9 protein-coding genes and 1 tRNA gene are annotated in these 15,883 nt (G+C 55.2%); all 10 read left to right on the top strand.

The genetic code is table 11. From position 1 onward, the window contains the following. The first annotated feature begins 42 nt into the window (after positions 1–42). The 10 genes from M0G74_RS09265 (at position 43) to M0G74_RS09220 (ending at position 15,731) form a co-directional block, all read left to right on the top strand. Positions 43–1,902: a beta-ketoacyl synthase gene (locus M0G74_RS09265; RefSeq protein WP_248216317.1), complete on the top strand. Its 1,860-nt coding sequence runs from the start codon at positions 43–45 to the stop codon at positions 1,900–1,902. Positions 1,903–2,459: 557 nt separating this feature from the next. After that, a complete protein-coding gene (gene fadB, locus M0G74_RS09260) occupies positions 2,460–4,616 on the top strand; it encodes a fatty acid oxidation complex subunit alpha FadB (protein ID WP_248216316.1) in 2,157 nt (718 codons plus the stop codon). 11 nt (positions 4,617–4,627) lie between these two features. Beyond that, positions 4,628–5,803 (top strand): acetyl-CoA C-acyltransferase FadA, encoded by a 1,176-nt coding sequence (gene fadA, locus M0G74_RS09255; RefSeq protein WP_248216315.1) that lies wholly within the window; start codon positions 4,628–4,630, stop codon positions 5,801–5,803. Positions 5,804–6,064: 261 nt separating this feature from the next. Next, positions 6,065–6,149: transfer RNA gene (locus M0G74_RS09250), tRNA-Leu, on the top strand. Between the two features lie 159 nt (positions 6,150–6,308). After that, the gene (gene tig / locus M0G74_RS09245; protein WP_160153905.1) at positions 6,309–7,622 is read left to right on the top strand and encodes a trigger factor; all 1,314 of its coding nucleotides are present in this window, start codon (positions 6,309–6,311) and stop codon (positions 7,620–7,622) included. A 288-nt stretch (positions 7,623–7,910) separates the two neighbouring features. After that, entirely contained in the window at positions 7,911–8,555 is a 645-nt protein-coding gene (gene clpP, locus M0G74_RS09240) for an ATP-dependent Clp endopeptidase proteolytic subunit ClpP (protein WP_160153904.1), read from the top strand. A 228-nt stretch (positions 8,556–8,783) separates the two neighbouring features. Beyond that, entirely contained in the window at positions 8,784–10,067 is a 1,284-nt protein-coding gene (clpX, locus tag M0G74_RS09235) for an ATP-dependent Clp protease ATP-binding subunit ClpX (protein WP_160153903.1), read from the top strand. Positions 10,068–10,443: 376 nt separating this feature from the next. Continuing rightward, positions 10,444–12,849, top strand: coding sequence for an endopeptidase La (gene lon, locus M0G74_RS09230; RefSeq protein ID WP_160153902.1), 2,406 nt, complete (start codon positions 10,444–10,446; stop codon positions 12,847–12,849). A gap of 490 nt (positions 12,850–13,339) precedes the next feature. Beyond that, positions 13,340–13,612 carry an HU family DNA-binding protein gene (locus M0G74_RS09225; RefSeq protein WP_160153901.1) on the top strand — a complete coding sequence of 91 codons (273 nt, stop codon included), beginning with the start codon at positions 13,340–13,342 and terminating at the stop codon, positions 13,610–13,612. Between the two features lie 220 nt (positions 13,613–13,832). Further along, positions 13,833–15,731: a SurA N-terminal domain-containing protein gene (locus M0G74_RS09220; protein ID WP_248216314.1), complete on the top strand. Its 1,899-nt coding sequence runs from the start codon at positions 13,833–13,835 to the stop codon at positions 15,729–15,731. The last annotated feature ends 152 nt before the right edge of the window (positions 15,732–15,883 follow it).

Genomic DNA, 15,883 nt, shown 5'->3' with positions numbered 1-15,883 from the left:
ATTAGATTTGTCCTAATTTATCGTTTCAGGCTGGAGGTCAGGATGCAGCGCCTACCCGTAATTACCGCTTTTGGGGGATTTAACCCCGCTGGTCGCAGTTCTTTCCATCGCGGTTACAAGCGGTTGGTGCTGGATAGTCTCGGCGAGGCTGAGCGTACGGACGTGCTGTCTGATCTCGCCGCCCTGATGGGGCTGCGCACTGGTGACGCCGCCACCGGGCCACTTAGCCCGGAGCTGGAGCAGCAGGTGCTGCAGGGCACACTGGTGCGGGAGCTGGAATCACGCTTCTACGATTATCGCCAGTGCCACTTTCACCAGCCTGCGGATTTGCAGAGCGCCGACGGCTTTGCCTTTGACATGTCCGCACGGCAACTGCCTTCGCCATTGCCCGCCGATTGGCAGGTGGAGACACTGGATAACGGCCGTGTGCGCGTGCGTACCAAGGCGCTCTCCGTAATGCTGGATAGTCACCGTGAAATTGCGGTGGCGTCTGCCGGGCAGTTGCCCACCGGCTTTGAGCCTGGGCAGCAGTACAATTCCCGCTTTCACCCCCGCGGCCTTCAGTTGGCCATTCTCGGTGCCTCTGATGCGGTGCAGTCGCTCGGCATTGACTGGGATCTTGTTGCAGAGAAAGCCGGGCCCGACAAAATTTCCGTGTATGCCAGCTCGGCCATGAGTCAGCTGGATCTCAACGGCAATGGCGGCCTGTTACAGTCTCGTTTACGCGGCGGTCGCGTGAGCTCCAAGCAGCTTGCGTTGGGTCTCACCAGCATGCCCGCGGATTTTGTAAATGCTTATGTGCTTGGCAGTGTGGGTACTACCGGTGCGGTAGCGGGTGCCTGTGCCACTTACCTCTATAACCTGCGTGCAGCGGTGGAAGACATTCGCTGCGGACGTGCACGGGTGGCCGTGGTGGGTGCGTCTGAAGCGCCACTGGTGCCAGAGGTGGTCGATGGTTATGCAACGATGGGGGCCCTGGCCAACCTGGATGGATTGCGCAAAATTTTCGGCAACGATATCGACTTCCGTCGCGCCAGTCGTCCCTTTGGCGACAACTGCGGCTTCACCCTGGGTGAGGGTAGCCAATGGGCGGTGCTGATGGATGATGAACTGGCGCTGGAGCTCGGTGCCCCCATTCACGGGGCGGTAGCCAATGTGTTCGTCAACGCAGACGGGCCGAAAAAATCCATCTCCGCACCGGGACCGGGAAACTATCTCACGGTGGCGCGGGCGATGTCGGAAGCTCGGGCGATACTGGGCGAAGAGAGTCTGCGCCAGCGCAGCTTTGTACAGGCGCACGGGTCCAGTACCCCCCAGAATCGAGTCACCGAATCGGCGATTTTTGACCGCCTCGCCGGTGCCTTCGGTATCGAGAACTGGCCGGTGTGTGCGGTAAAAGCGTTTGTGGGGCATACGGTGGCGGCCGCCAGCGGCGACCAGTTGATCAGTAGCCTTGGTATTTTTGCCCGCGGTATCCTGCCGGGGATCACCACCATTGACCGGGTGGCCGAGGACGTACATCACGACAACCTGTCCCTGTCCATGTCCCATGTCGAGCGCGACCCGGAATCCCTGGATATTGCCTTCCTTAACTCCAAAGGGTTTGGTGGCAACAACGCGACGGCCACTGTTCTGGCGCCGCATATCACTGAAAAGATGATCGGCAAGCGTCATGGTGAACGCGCGGTAACCGAGTATCGCAAACGCAATGAAGCGGTGGCGGAGCGTGCGCAGGCGTACGATCAGCGCGCCAGTCGCGGTGACCTGAATGCCATCTACCGTTTTGGCGAAGGCTTGATTGACGAGTCCGGCATCGCGCTGGACGGCGCCCATTTGAGTCTGCCTGGTGTGCCGGGGAGCGTGTCACTACCTGACGAAAATCCGTTCTCGGATATGGTTTAATCCTTGTGTGTGAGCCCCGCGAGTACATTTGCGGGGCTCGCATTTTTCAATGCATTCCCCCATCGCATCCCTTTCTCTCGCATTCTCGTTTTTCGTGGCCAATCCCTGCCTTTCTGCCGGTGTGCTCGCTCCGCAGTCTATATTTGCGTAGCGAAAATGTTCTCTTGGACCGGGGGCATCTACGCTTTCAGGGGCTGCAGGTTTTCACTCTTCTTTTTCCTGGCATTGGTCTATCTTGCGACGATGTGGTCATATTTTGATCTGTAGTGTGCTGTTATCACAATTCGGGCACCAAACCGGACAGTGGATATGGCAGAAATGGTATTCAAACACACGTTTGAATCTGGCTATACTTGGGCGCGTTGACTGAGCTTCGGGAATGCGTCATCAACTGCATAATGTTGGACGCAAGGATAATGAGTTTGCGCGCAGTACCTGGAAGTAAGGTGTTGCCGACCAACCATTCTCCGTATTTCGACTTGGTCTTGCACAAACCAGACCCCCGGACCGGTTGTCTCAAAACTTGAAAATCCGGTCACCAATCAATGAGGTCAATAATGTTATTTAGTGGCAAAGCGCTATCCGTGCAGATGCTGGAAAACGGCATCGCGGAACTGAAGTTCGATCTGGAAGGCGAATCCGTCAACAAATTCAATCGCTTGACCGTGTCGGAGTTTTCCGACGCACTGGACGCGATTGAAAAGGCGAGCGACATCAAAGGCCTGTTGCTGACCAGCGGCAAAAGTGTATTTATCGTCGGTGCCGATATTACCGAGTTTGGCGGTGCATTTTCCGCCGGGCCGGAAGGCATCGCCGAGCTGATGAACAAGAACAACGAGAATATCAACCGTTTGGAAGACCTCCCTTTCCCGACGGCGGTGGCCATCAATGGTTATGCGCTGGGTGGTGGTTTTGAAGTTTGCCTGGGCTGTGACTTCCGCGTAATGGGAGATCAGGCCAAAGTCGGTCTGCCGGAAGTAAAGCTGGGTCTCATCCCTGGTTGGGGTGGCACTGTGCGTCTGCCACGTGTAGTGGGTGTTGATGTTGCAGCAGAGTGGATTGCTGCGGGCAAAGAGCAGCGTCCTGACGCGGCTTTGGCTGCGCACGCGGTTGACGCGGTTGTCGCTACGGCAAGCCTGAAGGATGCCGCGCTGAAACTGCTCGGACGTGCGATCTCCGGTGAGCTGGACTACCAAGAGCGCCGTAACAACAAGAAGTCTCCGATCCCACTGAACGACACTGAAGCATTGATGGCATTTTTCACCACCAAAGCGTTTGTCGGTCAGCAGGCAGGTAGAAACTACCCGTCACCAGTGAATGCGGTGACGTCGATCGAGCAGGGCTACAAGGTTGGCCGCGACGAAGCACTGAAAATCGAGCAGCAGCAGTTTATTGCCAGTGCCCAGACCGACACGGCCAAGTCCCTGGTGGGTCTGTTCCTGAATGATCAGAAGGTCAGCAAGGTTGCCAAAGGCTGGGAGAAAAAGTCCGATAAGGAAATCGAGCGTGCAGCGGTGCTGGGTGCGGGCATCATGGGGGGCGGTATTGCCTACCAGTCTGCCTATAAAGGCACCCCGATCAAGATGAAGGATATCGCCCAAGACGGTATCGATCTTGGTTTGAAGGAGGCCGGCAAGCTGCTGACCAAATTAGTGGACCGCGGCCGTATGACACCGGCCAAGATGGCGGAAACCCTCAATCGCATCGAGCCCACCCTGAGCTACGACGGTTTCGGTGATGTGGATATCGTGGTTGAGGCGGTTGTTGAAAACCCGAAAGTGAAGCACGCCGTGCTGAAGGAAGTGGAAACCAAGGTATCTGAAGATACCGTGATCGCTTCCAATACCTCTACCATCTCCATCGACTCCCTGGCGGAGCCGCTGTCCCGCCCGGAAAACTTCCTCGGTATGCACTTCTTCAACCCGGTGCACAAAATGCCGCTGGTGGAAGTGATTCGCGGCGAGAAAACCTCCGAAACCGCGGTTGCGCGTGTTGTTGCTTACGCCAACAAAATGGGCAAAAAAGCGATTGTTGTACGTGACTGCCCGGGATTCCTGGTTAACCGCGTACTTTTCCCGTACTTCGCAGGCTTTGCCATGTTGGTGCGCGATGGCGCCGACTTCCAGCAGGTCGACAAGGTCATGGAGCGTTGGGGCTGGCCTATGGGCCCGGCTTACCTGATGGACGTGGTCGGTATTGATACCGGTGTGCACGCTGAGAAGGTAATGGCAGAAGGTTTCCCTACTCGTATGGGTAAAACCTTCACCGCGGCTTCTGACGTGATGTACGAAGCAGGTCGCTATGGCCAGAAAAATGGCAAGGGCTTCTACGTCTACGAAGAAGACAAAAAAGGTCGTCCGAAGAAAGTTGCGACCGAGGAAGTTTACGACCTGCTCAAGCCCCATGTGGCCGATCGTCGCGAATTTGAAAACGATGAAATCATTGAGCGCATGATGGTGCCAATGGCGACCGAGCTCGCGCGCTGCCTGGAAGAAGGTATCGTTGATTCTCCCGCAGAAGCCGATATGGCGCTGATCTACGGTATTGGCTTCCCGCCATTCCGCGGTGGCATTTTCGCCTGGCTGGACAGTGTTGGCCTGGATAACTTCGTGAAAATGGCTGAGAAGTACAGCGACCTCGGCGAGCTGTATCAGCCTACCGAAGGTATGCGTGAAATGGCTGCCAGTGGCAAAACCTACTACGGCGACAAGTAAGGAGAGTTTCCATGAGTCTGAATCCTAGAGATGCCGTAATTGTCGATTATGCGCGTACCGGCATGGGCCGATCCAAAAACGGCGTATATCGCAATGTCCGCGCGGACGATATGTCTGCGGAACTGCTGAGAAAATTCCTGCAGCGTAACGACAAGCTGGATCCGAAAGAAATTGACGACCTGATCTGGGGCTGCGTGATGCAGCGCGATGAGCAGGGCTTCAACGTTGCCCGGATGATTGTGCTGCGTGCGGGTTTGCCGCATACCATTCCGGCGCAAACCGTTAACCGTCTGTGTGGTTCTTCCATGTCCGCGCTGCATACTGCAGCGGCCAATATCCAGGCCGGTTTGGGCGATGTCTATGTGGTCGGCGGTGTCGAGCACATGGGCCACCTGAACATGATGGAGCACGTGAGCCCCAACCCGATGCTGGGTCGCTACATGGCCAAGGCGGCCGGCTCCATGGGTATGACGGCAGAGTACCTGGCGATGATGCACGGCATTCAGCGTCAGCAGATGGATGAATTTGGTGCGCGCTCGCATCAAAAGGCCGCCAAGGCGACCGAAGAGGGCAAGTTCAATCGCGAAATCATCGCCATTGAAGGTCACGACGACGATGGCGTGCCGGTGCTGGTTGAGAAAGACCAGACCATTCGCCCGGAAACTACCGTGGAAGCGCTGGCGCAACTGCGTCCTGCGTTTGATCCCAAACACGGCCAGGTGACCGCCGGTACCTCCTCGCAGATTACCGACGGTGCTTCGGTGATGTTAGTGATGTCCGCTGAGCGTGCCCAGTCCCTGGGGTTGACGCCAATTGCCAAAGTGCGGGAAATGGCGCTGGCAGGCGTGGATCCATCCATCATGGGTTACGGACCGGTACCATCTACCAAGAAGGCGCTGAAGCGCGCTGGTCTCTCCATCGAGGATATCGACAAGGTGGAGCTGAATGAGGCCTTTGCCGCCCAGGCGCTGCCTGTGCTCAAGGATCTCAGTCTGCTGGACAAGATGGATGAGAAGGTCAACCTGTACGGCGGTGCCATCGCCCTGGGGCACCCGTTTGGCTGCTCCGGCGTTCGTATCACCGGTACGCTGCTGAGTGTTATGCAGAACGAAGGCGGCGATCTCGGCGTCTCGACCATGTGTATTGGTCTGGGGCAGGGGATTACCACCATTCTGGAGCGGGTGTAACCCATCCCTTCCGGTAATTCCGCGGGGCGCTTTCGGGCGCCCCGTTGCTTTTTCGGTCCAGGATTCGCTTCGGGAACACCGGCTTCAGCGCGGTTTCGTTCGCTTGGTCGCACCCTCTGGTCAATTTGATGCACCGGAGGGCGTGCTATTGTTGAAGCCCTGTGTCGCCTGTGGCACAATCTGCTCCCCTCGTCGCAACCCCGGCAGGATTTTTCTTAAAAGTCCATTTAAATCAAGGGTTTAGCGGCGAGAAGAAAGTTTGGGGACGTGGTGGAATTGGTAGACACGCCAGATTTAGGTTCTGGTGCCGCAAGGTGTGAGAGTTCAAGTCTCTCCGTCCCCACCAAACAAAATTCTGCAGTCCGCGCCCATGGGTGCGGGCTGTTTGTATTTGGCGGTCGGGTATTTTCCCGGCGCAACGCAAATCGCCGACGCTCAATTGGCTCCCTGTAGCCTAGATTTGTAGCCCGGCATCTGTGAAGAGAAGAGTCTCACGAGGATTAACATGCAGGTTTCCATCGAAACAACTTCCGGTCTGGAGCGTCGCTTAACGGTAAATTTGCCGGCAGAGGTCGTTGATAAGGAAGTAGACAAGCGCCTTCAGCAGGCAGCCAAAACCGTACGGATCAATGGTTTCCGTAAAGGTAAGGTACCTCTGAACGTTGTACGTCAGCGTTTTGGTGCTGGCGTGCGCCAGGAAGTCCTGGGTGAAGTGATGAGCCGCTCTTTCTACGACGCGGTACAGAAAGAACAGGTTAAGCCTGCCGGTCAGCCGAGCATCGAAGCCAAGAATGTAACTCCGGGTGAGAACCTGGAATACGTGGCCACTTTCGAGGTGTATCCGGAAGTGACTCTGACCGATCTGGCGGAGGTGAGCATTGAGCGTCCGGTGGCGGAAGTAACCGACGCCGATGTCGACAACATGATCGACGTACTGCGCAAGCAGCAGTCCAGCTGGAAAGAAACCAAGCGCAAAGCGCAGAAGGGCGACCGTGTAACCATCGATTTTGTTGGCCGTAAAGACGGCGAAGAATTCGAAGGTGGCAAGGCAGAAGGTCAGCAACTGGTTCTGGGTTCCGGCAACATGATCCCTGGCTTTGAAGACGGCATCATCGGCATGAAGCCCGGTGAAGAGAAAGAAGTGGAAGTCACTTTCCCGGAAGACTACCAGGCGGAAAACCTGAAGGGTGCCGACGCTGTATTCACCATCAAGGTGACGGCTTCCGAGAAGCCTGAGCTGCCAGAACTGAACGACGAATTCTTCGCTTCTTACGGCGTTGAAGAAGGTGGCGAAGACAAGTTCCGTGAAGAAGTGCGTGGCAACATGCAGCGTGAACTGAAAAACGCAGCACTGAACAAAGTCAAAACCCAGGTAATGGATCAGCTGTTCGAGAAGCACCAGGTGGAAATTCCTGCTGCTCTGGTTCAGGGTGAAGTTCAGACCCTGCGTGGCCAAATGGTTCAGCAGTTCGGTGGTCAGATCAAGCCGGAAGATGCGGCCAGAATGCTGCCGGACACCATGTTTGAAGATCAGGCCAAGCGCCGCGTTGTGCTCGGTTTGGTGGTTGGTGAAATCGTTAAAGAAAACAAGCTGAATGTTGATGCCGATCGCGTAAAAGCGAAAGTTGAAGAGCTGGCGTCTACTTACCAGCAGCCGGAAGAAGTGGTTGAGTACTACTTCAATAATCGCGAGCTGCTGGCCGGTGTTGAGTCCGTGGTGCTGGAAGACCAGGTTGTTGATTTTGTGCTGGAAAAAGCCAAGGTCAGCGAAGTGGAAAGCACTTACGACGATGTGATCAAGCCCCAAAAACAGGGTTAAGTTCACAGAAAACGGCCACCTTCAGGTGGCCGTTTTTTCTTCTGTCGCTTTTTGCGGGATGGTGTGCCACCGCTTCCCAAGCGGTTCTGTCTGGCCCCTCTATTCACCCGGTTCCTTTCGTATAGTTTCTCGCACGGTTTCTCGCACAGTTTCCCCTCAATTTCCCAACTGGCTTTATCGCTGCTGAGCAGTTAAGCTCAGTTTGATCGTATTTTTCAGGGTTGTATCTTTTTTATACCGCTACATCCTGTGTCCGCCTAATACGCCGAAAAAGGAAGCATCGTATCCATGGCATATTTTGATAGTCCTGCGAATTCTGGTTTGATTCAGGCCACCGGTGGCCTGGTACCCATGGTCGTTGAGCAGACCGCTCGAGGTGAGCGCTCTTTTGATATCTACTCGCGCCTGTTAAAGGAGCGCGTGATCTTTCTGGTGGGGCCGGTCGAAGACCATATGGCCAATCTTGTGGTCGCCCAGTTGTTGTTCCTGGAAGCGGAAAATCCCGACAAGGATATTCACCTTTATATCAATTCTCCGGGCGGCTCGGTGACTGCCGGCATGTCCATCTACGACACCATGCAGTTTATCAAGCCGGACGTCAGTACCATGTGTATTGGCCAGGCCTGTAGTATGGGGGCCTTTCTGCTGACTGCGGGGGCCGAAGGCAAGCGCTACGCGACGCCGAATTCTCGTGTCATGATCCACCAGCCAAGTGGCGGTGCTCAGGGGCAGGCGTCGGATATCCACATCCAGGCGCAGGAAATTCTGAAAATCCGCTCCCGCCTGAATGAACTTATGGCACACCATACCGGACGCAGCGTGGCAGATATCGAGCGTGACACTGACCGGGATCGTTTCTTGAGTGCTGACGAAGCCAAGGAATATGGTCTGGTGGATGATGTGCTTTCCCAGCGTCAAATGATGGGTAAGTGACGCGTAATTTTCTTTGATTCCGTGTCAAAAGACTTCCATTTCCCTCATGTATAGAAGCGCTTTCCCCCCTGTTCCCAGGGGGCGTGAGCGCTTGGTATCCCCCTCGTGGCCGGCCGTCCGGTGCTCGAGGATAAAAAAACTTGAAAAACCTGCCAAAAGGCCGCATCTTGCTTATGAACCCTATTTGCCGCCGCATTTTGGCGGGCTGCCAGACCACGGAGTACGTAGATGACTGATCAGAACAGCGGAGACGATAATGGCAAACTCCTTTACTGTTCCTTCTGTGGCAAGAGCCAGCAGGAAGTGCGCAAACTGATTGCGGGTCCGTCTGTTTATATTTGCGATGAGTGCGTCGAGCTTTGTACCGACATCATCCGCGAAGAAGTCCAGGAGTCCGTCGATGGCGATGATTCCCGGCTGCCCACCCCGCAAGAAATCACCGACATTCTCGATCAATACGTCATTGGCCAGGCGCGCGCCAAGAAGGTGCTCGCGGTAGCGGTTTACAACCACTACAAGCGTCTTCGCACCAGTAAGGGCGTTAAAGGCAAGGACGATGTCGAGCTGGGCAAGTCCAATATTCTTCTGGTTGGTCCTACCGGTAGTGGTAAAACCCTGTTGGCAGAAACCCTCGCGCGTCTGCTGAATGTGCCTTTTACTATTGCCGATGCGACCACCCTGACCGAAGCCGGTTATGTGGGGGAAGACGTAGAGAACATCATCCAAAAGCTGTTGCAGAAGTGTGACTACGATGTGGAAAAGGCTCAGCAGGGCATTGTTTACATAGATGAGATCGACAAGATTTCGCGCAAGTCTGACAACCCCTCTATCACCCGCGATGTATCCGGGGAGGGTGTACAGCAGGCACTGTTGAAGCTGATTGAGGGCACGGTTGCCTCGGTACCGCCACAGGGCGGGCGTAAGCATCCGCAGCAGGAATTCCTGCAGGTGGACACCTCGAATATCCTGTTCATTTGCGGTGGCGCCTTTGCCGGCCTGGACAAGGTGATCCGTGATCGCTCGGAAAAGGGCGGTATTGGCTTCTCTGCAGAAGTGAAGTCCAAAGACAGCAAGAGCAACTTCGGGCAGGTTCTGCTGGATCTGGAGCCGGAAGATCTGGTGCGCTACGGCCTGATCCCCGAGTTTGTCGGTCGTCTGCCGGTCACTGCCACCCTGGAAGAGTTGGATCGTGCAGCGCTGGTACAGATTCTGACAGAACCGCGGAATGCATTGACCAAGCAGTATGCAAAGCTGTTCGATATGGAAGATGTGGAGCTGGATTTCCGCCCAGACGCCCTGGATGCGGTTGCGACCAAGGCCATGGAGCGCAAGACTGGTGCTCGGGGACTGCGCTCCATCATGGAGTCGGTGCTGCTGGAAACCATGTACGACATCCCCTCCATGGACAATGTCGCGAAAGTCGTTATCGATGAGGCGGTCATCAAGGGAGAGTCTGCGCCACTTCTCGTTTACGAGCAGGCAGAACCGCAAAAGGCGGCTCCTGAAGAGTAACAGCTCAATCACTGTGCCCCGCCCTGCGGGGCCAGGCGCACGAAAAGCCCCAGATGGGGCTTTTTTTGTGTCTGGGTGTTAGGGCTGGGCAGTTGGGGATTGCTCGTATCTTGCCTATCCCCGTTTCTGTGCTATTAGGCTTCTGTGCTCTGAATAGGTCGACAACCGGAATCCCGGTATTTTGCGACCATCCCTGAGGGCCGTGAATTAAACTAATTTTGCTGCGCGTGCCGGGACGGGCTTGTTATTCTGAGGGGAGCCCCCAACATTAGCTTCTGAACTGGCGTAAACCGGAAGTCATGCTGATATGCCTTCCGGTCACGAATAAGTCGCCAATCCGGTGGTCAGTCGCCACCTGAAGGCCGAGAGGAGTTTTATGGACCAGCCATCCGAGACCTTGAATGAATACCCCCTGCTGCCACTGCGTGACGTAGTGGTCTACCCGCATATGGTTATCCCGCTGTTTGTCGGCAGGGAAAAATCCATCGATGCGTTGGAAGAGGCCATGCGCAGCGACAAGCAGGTGTTGCTGGTCGCGCAGCGCCAGGCTTCAGAGGATGATCCGGGCGCCGATGATGTCTATCGAGTCGGCACGGTTGCCAGTGTGTTGCAGTTGCTCAAGTTGCCCGATGGCACGGTAAAAGTGCTGGTTGAGGGCGGGCATCGGGTAAAAGTGGAGGAGATCCAGGAGGGGGATGGGCACTATCGTGCAACGGTTTCCCCGCTGGAATCCGAAGAGCTGCCAGAAGCCGAATCGGAGGCACTGGTGCGCTCTGCCATGTCTCAATTCGAGCAGTACGTCAGTGTCAGTAAAAAGGTTCCCAATGAGGTCATGACTTCACTGTCCGGCATTGATGAGCCCGGCCGGTTGGCAGACACCATTGCCGCCCATATGTCCCTTGACCTCCCGCAAAAGCAGGAACTGCTGGAAACAGTAAGCGTCAAAGAGCGACTTGAACATCTACTGGGTCTGATGGATTCAGAAATCGACCTGATCCAGGTGGAAAAGCGTATCCGCGGCCGCGTGAAGAAGCAGATGGAAAAGAGCCAGCGGGAGTATTACCTCAACGAACAGATGAAGGCGATTCAGAAGGAACTGGGCGAGATCACCGAAGAGCCCAATGAAGTTGAAGAGCTGGAGCAAAAAATTGCCGATTCCGGCATGTCCGCGGAAGCGGAAAAGAAAACGCGCGCTGAACTCGGCAAACTGAAAATGATGTCACCAATGTCGGCGGAGGCATCGGTACTGCGCAGCTATATCGACTGGATGCTGAGTGTGCCCTGGAAAAAGGCCAGTCGTGTTCGCCATGACCTGGCGAAGGCTGAAGAAATCCTGAACAAGGATCACTATGGTCTGGAAGAGGTGAAGGAGAGGATTCTCGAATATCTCGCGGTGCAAAAGCGGGTGAAAAAGGTCAAGGGGCCGATTCTCTGTCTGGTTGGCCCGCCCGGTGTCGGTAAAACATCTCTGGGCGAGTCCATTGCCCGGGCAACCAACCGCAAGTATGTACGTATGGCGCTTGGTGGCGTGCGTGATGAGGCGGAGATTCGCGGGCACCGCAGAACCTACATCGGTTCATTGCCAGGCAAGCTGGTTCAAAAAATCTCCAAGGTCGGGGTGAAAAACCCGCTGTTCCTGCTGGATGAAGTGGACAAAATGGGGATGGACCATCGCGGCGATCCGGCCTCTGCGTTACTTGAGGTGTTGGACCCGGAACAGAACAAGGCGTTCAACGATCACTACCTGGAAGTGGATTACGATCTTTCTGACGTGATGTTTGTGTGCACCTCCAACTCCATGAATATTCCAGGTCCATTGCTGGATCGGATGGAGGTGATTCGTATCCCGGGTTACACCGAGGACGAGAAACTGAATATTGCGCAGCGCTACCTGATTCCCAAGCAGCGTAAATCGGCAGGCCTCAAGCCGGAAGAACTGGAGTTGACCGATGACACGGTGCGCGATGTCGTGCGCTATTACACCCGCGAAGCCGGTGTGCGCGGTCTCGATCGCGAGATGGCAAAAATTTGCCGTAAAGTGGTTACCGAGCATGTGCGTAAATCGACCACGCACAAAGTGGTGGTAAAGCCTGAGCAACTGGAAGAGCTGCTGGGTGTGCGCAAGTTCGACTTCGGGCGTGCCGAAGAGGCGAACAAAATCGGCCAGGTTACCGGCCTCGCGTGGACAGAGGTTGGCGGCGAGCTGCTCACCATTGAGTCCTCTGCGGTATCTGGTAAAGGGCGAGTGATCAAGACCGGTTCACTCGGTGATGTAATGCAGGAGTCCATCCAGGCTGCGTTAACGGTAGTGCGTGCGCGTGCGCAGGCGCTAGGGATACCCCCGGACTTCCACGAAACCCGGGACATTCACATTCACGTGCCCGAGGGAGCTACCCCGAAAGATGGTCCATCTGCGGGTATTGCCATGTGCACGGTACTGGCTTCGGTGCTGACCAATATTCCCGTGCGTTCCGACGTGGCCATGACGGGCGAAATCACTCTGCGCGGTGAGGTACTGCGTATCGGTGGTTTGAAGGAGAAGCTTCTGGCTGCCCACCGTGGTGGTATTAAAACGGTGCTGATCCCTGCAGACAATGAGCGGGATCTGAAAGACATCCCGGATAACATCCAGCAGGATCTGGTGATTAAGCCGGTGAAGTGGATTGACCAAGTGTTTGAATATGCACTGGAAAAAATGCCTAGCCCGTTGAGCGATGAGGAGTACTCTGCGTTGCAAAAGCAGGCTGAAGAGCGCTCTCAGCGTTCTATACAAACGCACTGATGGTGATGCGGGGTAATGGATGGCGTGAGTCCTGTTACCTCAACTCCAAAAGAGGGCCCTCGGGCCCTCTTTTGTTATATGTAGGCATGTTTGAACATCTTTTAACCGTATTTGTTTGATTGTTGCGGTGGTGTATTTCTTGGGCATCGCCGATTCATTTTCCCGTTAAAAAAACCATTGAACTGAGCGCTCAATGTCGCGTAGAGTACGCAGCCTGCAAAATTGCAGGTTAAAAAATAAGCTTGGCGCACATTGCCTGAGCAAGGGTGGATTAAAAATGTCCAGCTCCCCGCAAAGCCGCATGGTTCCTTGACCCACCAACGGGCAGTTGGTATAAAACGAGGCTTGTTGCGCTGCGGGGAAGCCGCAGGCGATTAATATTCGGCTGCAAAATTGCATGAATACGCCTCGTTAAAAGAGGCAGCAACAGACCTAGAATACATCCAAAAAATTTAGACCTAGAAACCCAGAAAGAACAGAGGGATATAGCGTGAATAAGTCCGAACTGATTGAAGCCATTGCCGCATCTGCTGACATTCCAAAGGCAGCTGCCGGCCGTGCTTTGGACGCCATGGTAGAAAGCATTACCGACGCACTGAAAAAGGGCGATCAGGTAGCTCTGGTTGGCTTTGGCACTTTCGCCGTGAAAGAGCGCGCTGCGCGCACTGGTCGCAACCCGCGTACCGGCGACCCGATTGAAATCGCTGCCGCTAAAATCCCGAACTTCAAAGCTGGTAAAGCTTTGAAAGACGCGGTGAATTAAGAAGCCTTGTAGTCAACAAAGCTTCAAAGAGGCGTATCAGTGGGATGCGCCTTTTTTGTTTCTGAACGATTGAATTTTTCATTTGGATCTGCGGATTTAGACCGTATTCGGCCAAAGTCAGTAACGGGTAAATTCTATTTGCCGGGGCTGGGAGAGGGCTGGAATAACAATAAACAATGATCCAGATGTGTACTGATAAGAGTTAATTTCGGAGCTGAATATGCTTCAGTCCATGCGCGACAACCTGAAGGGAACAGCGGCGGTGATCGTTGCTGCGTTTTTCGGATTTATTATGGTGATCGGTGGAATTGATTTTTTCACCGGTGCCAGTGGTGGCTCGGCCGATAGGGTGGCCGAGGTCAATGGAGAGAAAATCTCCAACCTTGATTTGCAGCGCGCGATTCAAAATCGTCGCAGCATGATTGAAAGCCAGTATGGAGACAGTGTCCCCGCAGATCTGCTGACGGATGAGCAGTTGCGTGGTCCGGTCCTGCAGCAGCTGGTAAACAGCTCTGTGATGCGCCAGGCGGCACAGAACAGTGGCATGGTAATGAGTGCCTCTGCGGTCGATAAAGATATCGTGCAAATGCCGGGCTTCCAGGTGAATGGCCAGTTCGACCAGCAGATGTATCGCGACGGCCTGCGCCGTATGGGATACAGCGCGGCAGGCTTCCGCCAGCTCCTCGAGCAGGAAATGGTGATGCAGCAGTACGTGAGCAGCGTGTCTGACAGCGCCTTTACCACCCGTGTCGATGCTGAGCAGATCGTGTCTGTTTCCATGGAGGAGCGGGACTTTGATTATGTAACCCTGTCGGCTGCTCCGCTGCTGGGTGATATCGAAGTGGCGGATGCCGAAGTGCAGTCCTACTACGATGCCAATCAAGGCAGCTTCCAGCGCCCCGAGCAGGTAGCGGTTGAATACATTGAGCTGACCCCGGAGTTGTTTGCCGCGAATATCGATGTGTCCGAGCAGGATCTGCGCGCGCAATACGACCAGGAAGTGAAAAACTTCGAGGCAAAAATTCGTCGTCACGCTGCGCATATCCTAGTGGAGAGCGGTGACGAAGCGTCTGCAGAAAAAGTAGCTGAAGTTCAAGCCAAGCTTGCTGAAGGTGCGGACTTTGCGGATCTGGCAAAGCAGTATTCCGATGACATCATTTCCCGCGAAGACGGCGGTGATCTCGGCTTTACCAGTGGTGATGTTTTCCCCGAAGCTTTTGAAGAGGCGCTGGCGAGTCTGGACGTCGGTCAGGTTTCCGGCCCGGTGCAAACCGATGACGGTACCCACTTCATCAAGCTGATCGAGGTGGCTGATGCTGAGCCGCCAAGTTTTGACGAACGCAAAGCGGCAATCTCTGCTCGTCTGCGCAGTGCGGAAGCCGAGCGGGAGTTTGTGGGAGCGCTCGGCCGTCTGGCTGACCTGGCCTACAACGCGGAAACGTTGGCCGGCCCCGCGGAAGAGCTGGGTGTCTCTGTGCAAAAAACACCGCTTTTCTCCCGTCAGGGTGGAGCCGGTATTACCTCGGATAGCAAAGTGCTCGCTGCCGCCTTCTCTCCGGAGGTGATGGAAGATGGTGTCACTTCTGACGTTCTGAACCTTTCCGAAAATCACGCGGTAGTGCTCAAGGTGGTTGACCACAAGCCGGCGGGCGCTAAGCCGCTGGAAGAGGTCAAGGCGGAAATTGTCCAGCGTCTGAAGCGAGAAAAAGCCAGCGAGCAATTGGTGGCAAAAGCGGAAGCGATTCAGCAAAAAGCAGGATCTGAGTCCTTTGACGAGGTGGCGACCGCTGAGGGCCTGACACTGGAAACCAGTGAAAAAACCCGACGTGGCGGTTTTGGTGCTCGTGGAGAGGTGGTCAACCATGTCTTCGGAATGGATGCACCCAAGCCGGGAGCCAAGACTCTGGGACACTTTGGCTTGCCTAGTGGTGACCGAGTGGTTGTGCAGTTGCGGGCGGTGCGCGAAGGCGACCTTTCCCGTCAGAGCGCAGAACAGCGCGACGCGTTAATGCAGCAGCTGGCGAGCATGCAGGGCACTTCCGAGCTGGCCGCAGTGCAGCAGTATTTGGCCAGCAAAGCGGATATCGAAGTTTCAGGCGAGGGTACTCAGGTAGAGTAACCGTTGCTCGGGATTCCTCGATTTGCAGGCACAAAAAAACCGGCGTATTCGCCGGTTTTTTTGTGCCTGCAATCAGCTGGTGACGAATCCCTTTGCTCTGTTCCTCGTGCTGTGCGTGCCGGAGGTTTCAGGCGCGTACAGCATTCGGGTTT

Source organism: Microbulbifer sp. CAU 1566, assembly GCF_023156515.1.
Taxonomy (GTDB): Bacteria; Pseudomonadota; Gammaproteobacteria; order Pseudomonadales; family Cellvibrionaceae; genus Microbulbifer.
This window is presented reverse-complemented; position numbering and strand designations above follow the sequence as displayed.

Excerpts from the sequence above, each read along its gene's own strand:
- clpX (WP_160153903.1), top strand. The coding sequence starts at position 8,784 with ATGACTGATCAGAACAGCGGAGACGATAATGGCAAACTCCTTTACTGT.
- lon (WP_160153902.1), top strand. The coding sequence starts at position 10,444 with ATGGACCAGCCATCCGAGACCTTGAATGAATACCCCCTGCTGCCACTG.
- M0G74_RS09220 (WP_248216314.1), top strand. The coding sequence starts at position 13,833 with ATGCTTCAGTCCATGCGCGACAACCTGAAGGGAACAGCGGCGGTGATC.
- clpP (WP_160153904.1), top strand. The coding sequence starts at position 7,911 with ATGGCATATTTTGATAGTCCTGCGAATTCTGGTTTGATTCAGGCCACC.
- fadB (WP_248216316.1), top strand. The coding sequence starts at position 2,460 with ATGTTATTTAGTGGCAAAGCGCTATCCGTGCAGATGCTGGAAAACGGC.
- M0G74_RS09265 (WP_248216317.1), top strand. The coding sequence starts at position 43 with ATGCAGCGCCTACCCGTAATTACCGCTTTTGGGGGATTTAACCCCGCT.
- tig (WP_160153905.1), top strand. The coding sequence starts at position 6,309 with ATGCAGGTTTCCATCGAAACAACTTCCGGTCTGGAGCGTCGCTTAACG.
- fadA (WP_248216315.1), top strand. The coding sequence starts at position 4,628 with ATGAGTCTGAATCCTAGAGATGCCGTAATTGTCGATTATGCGCGTACC.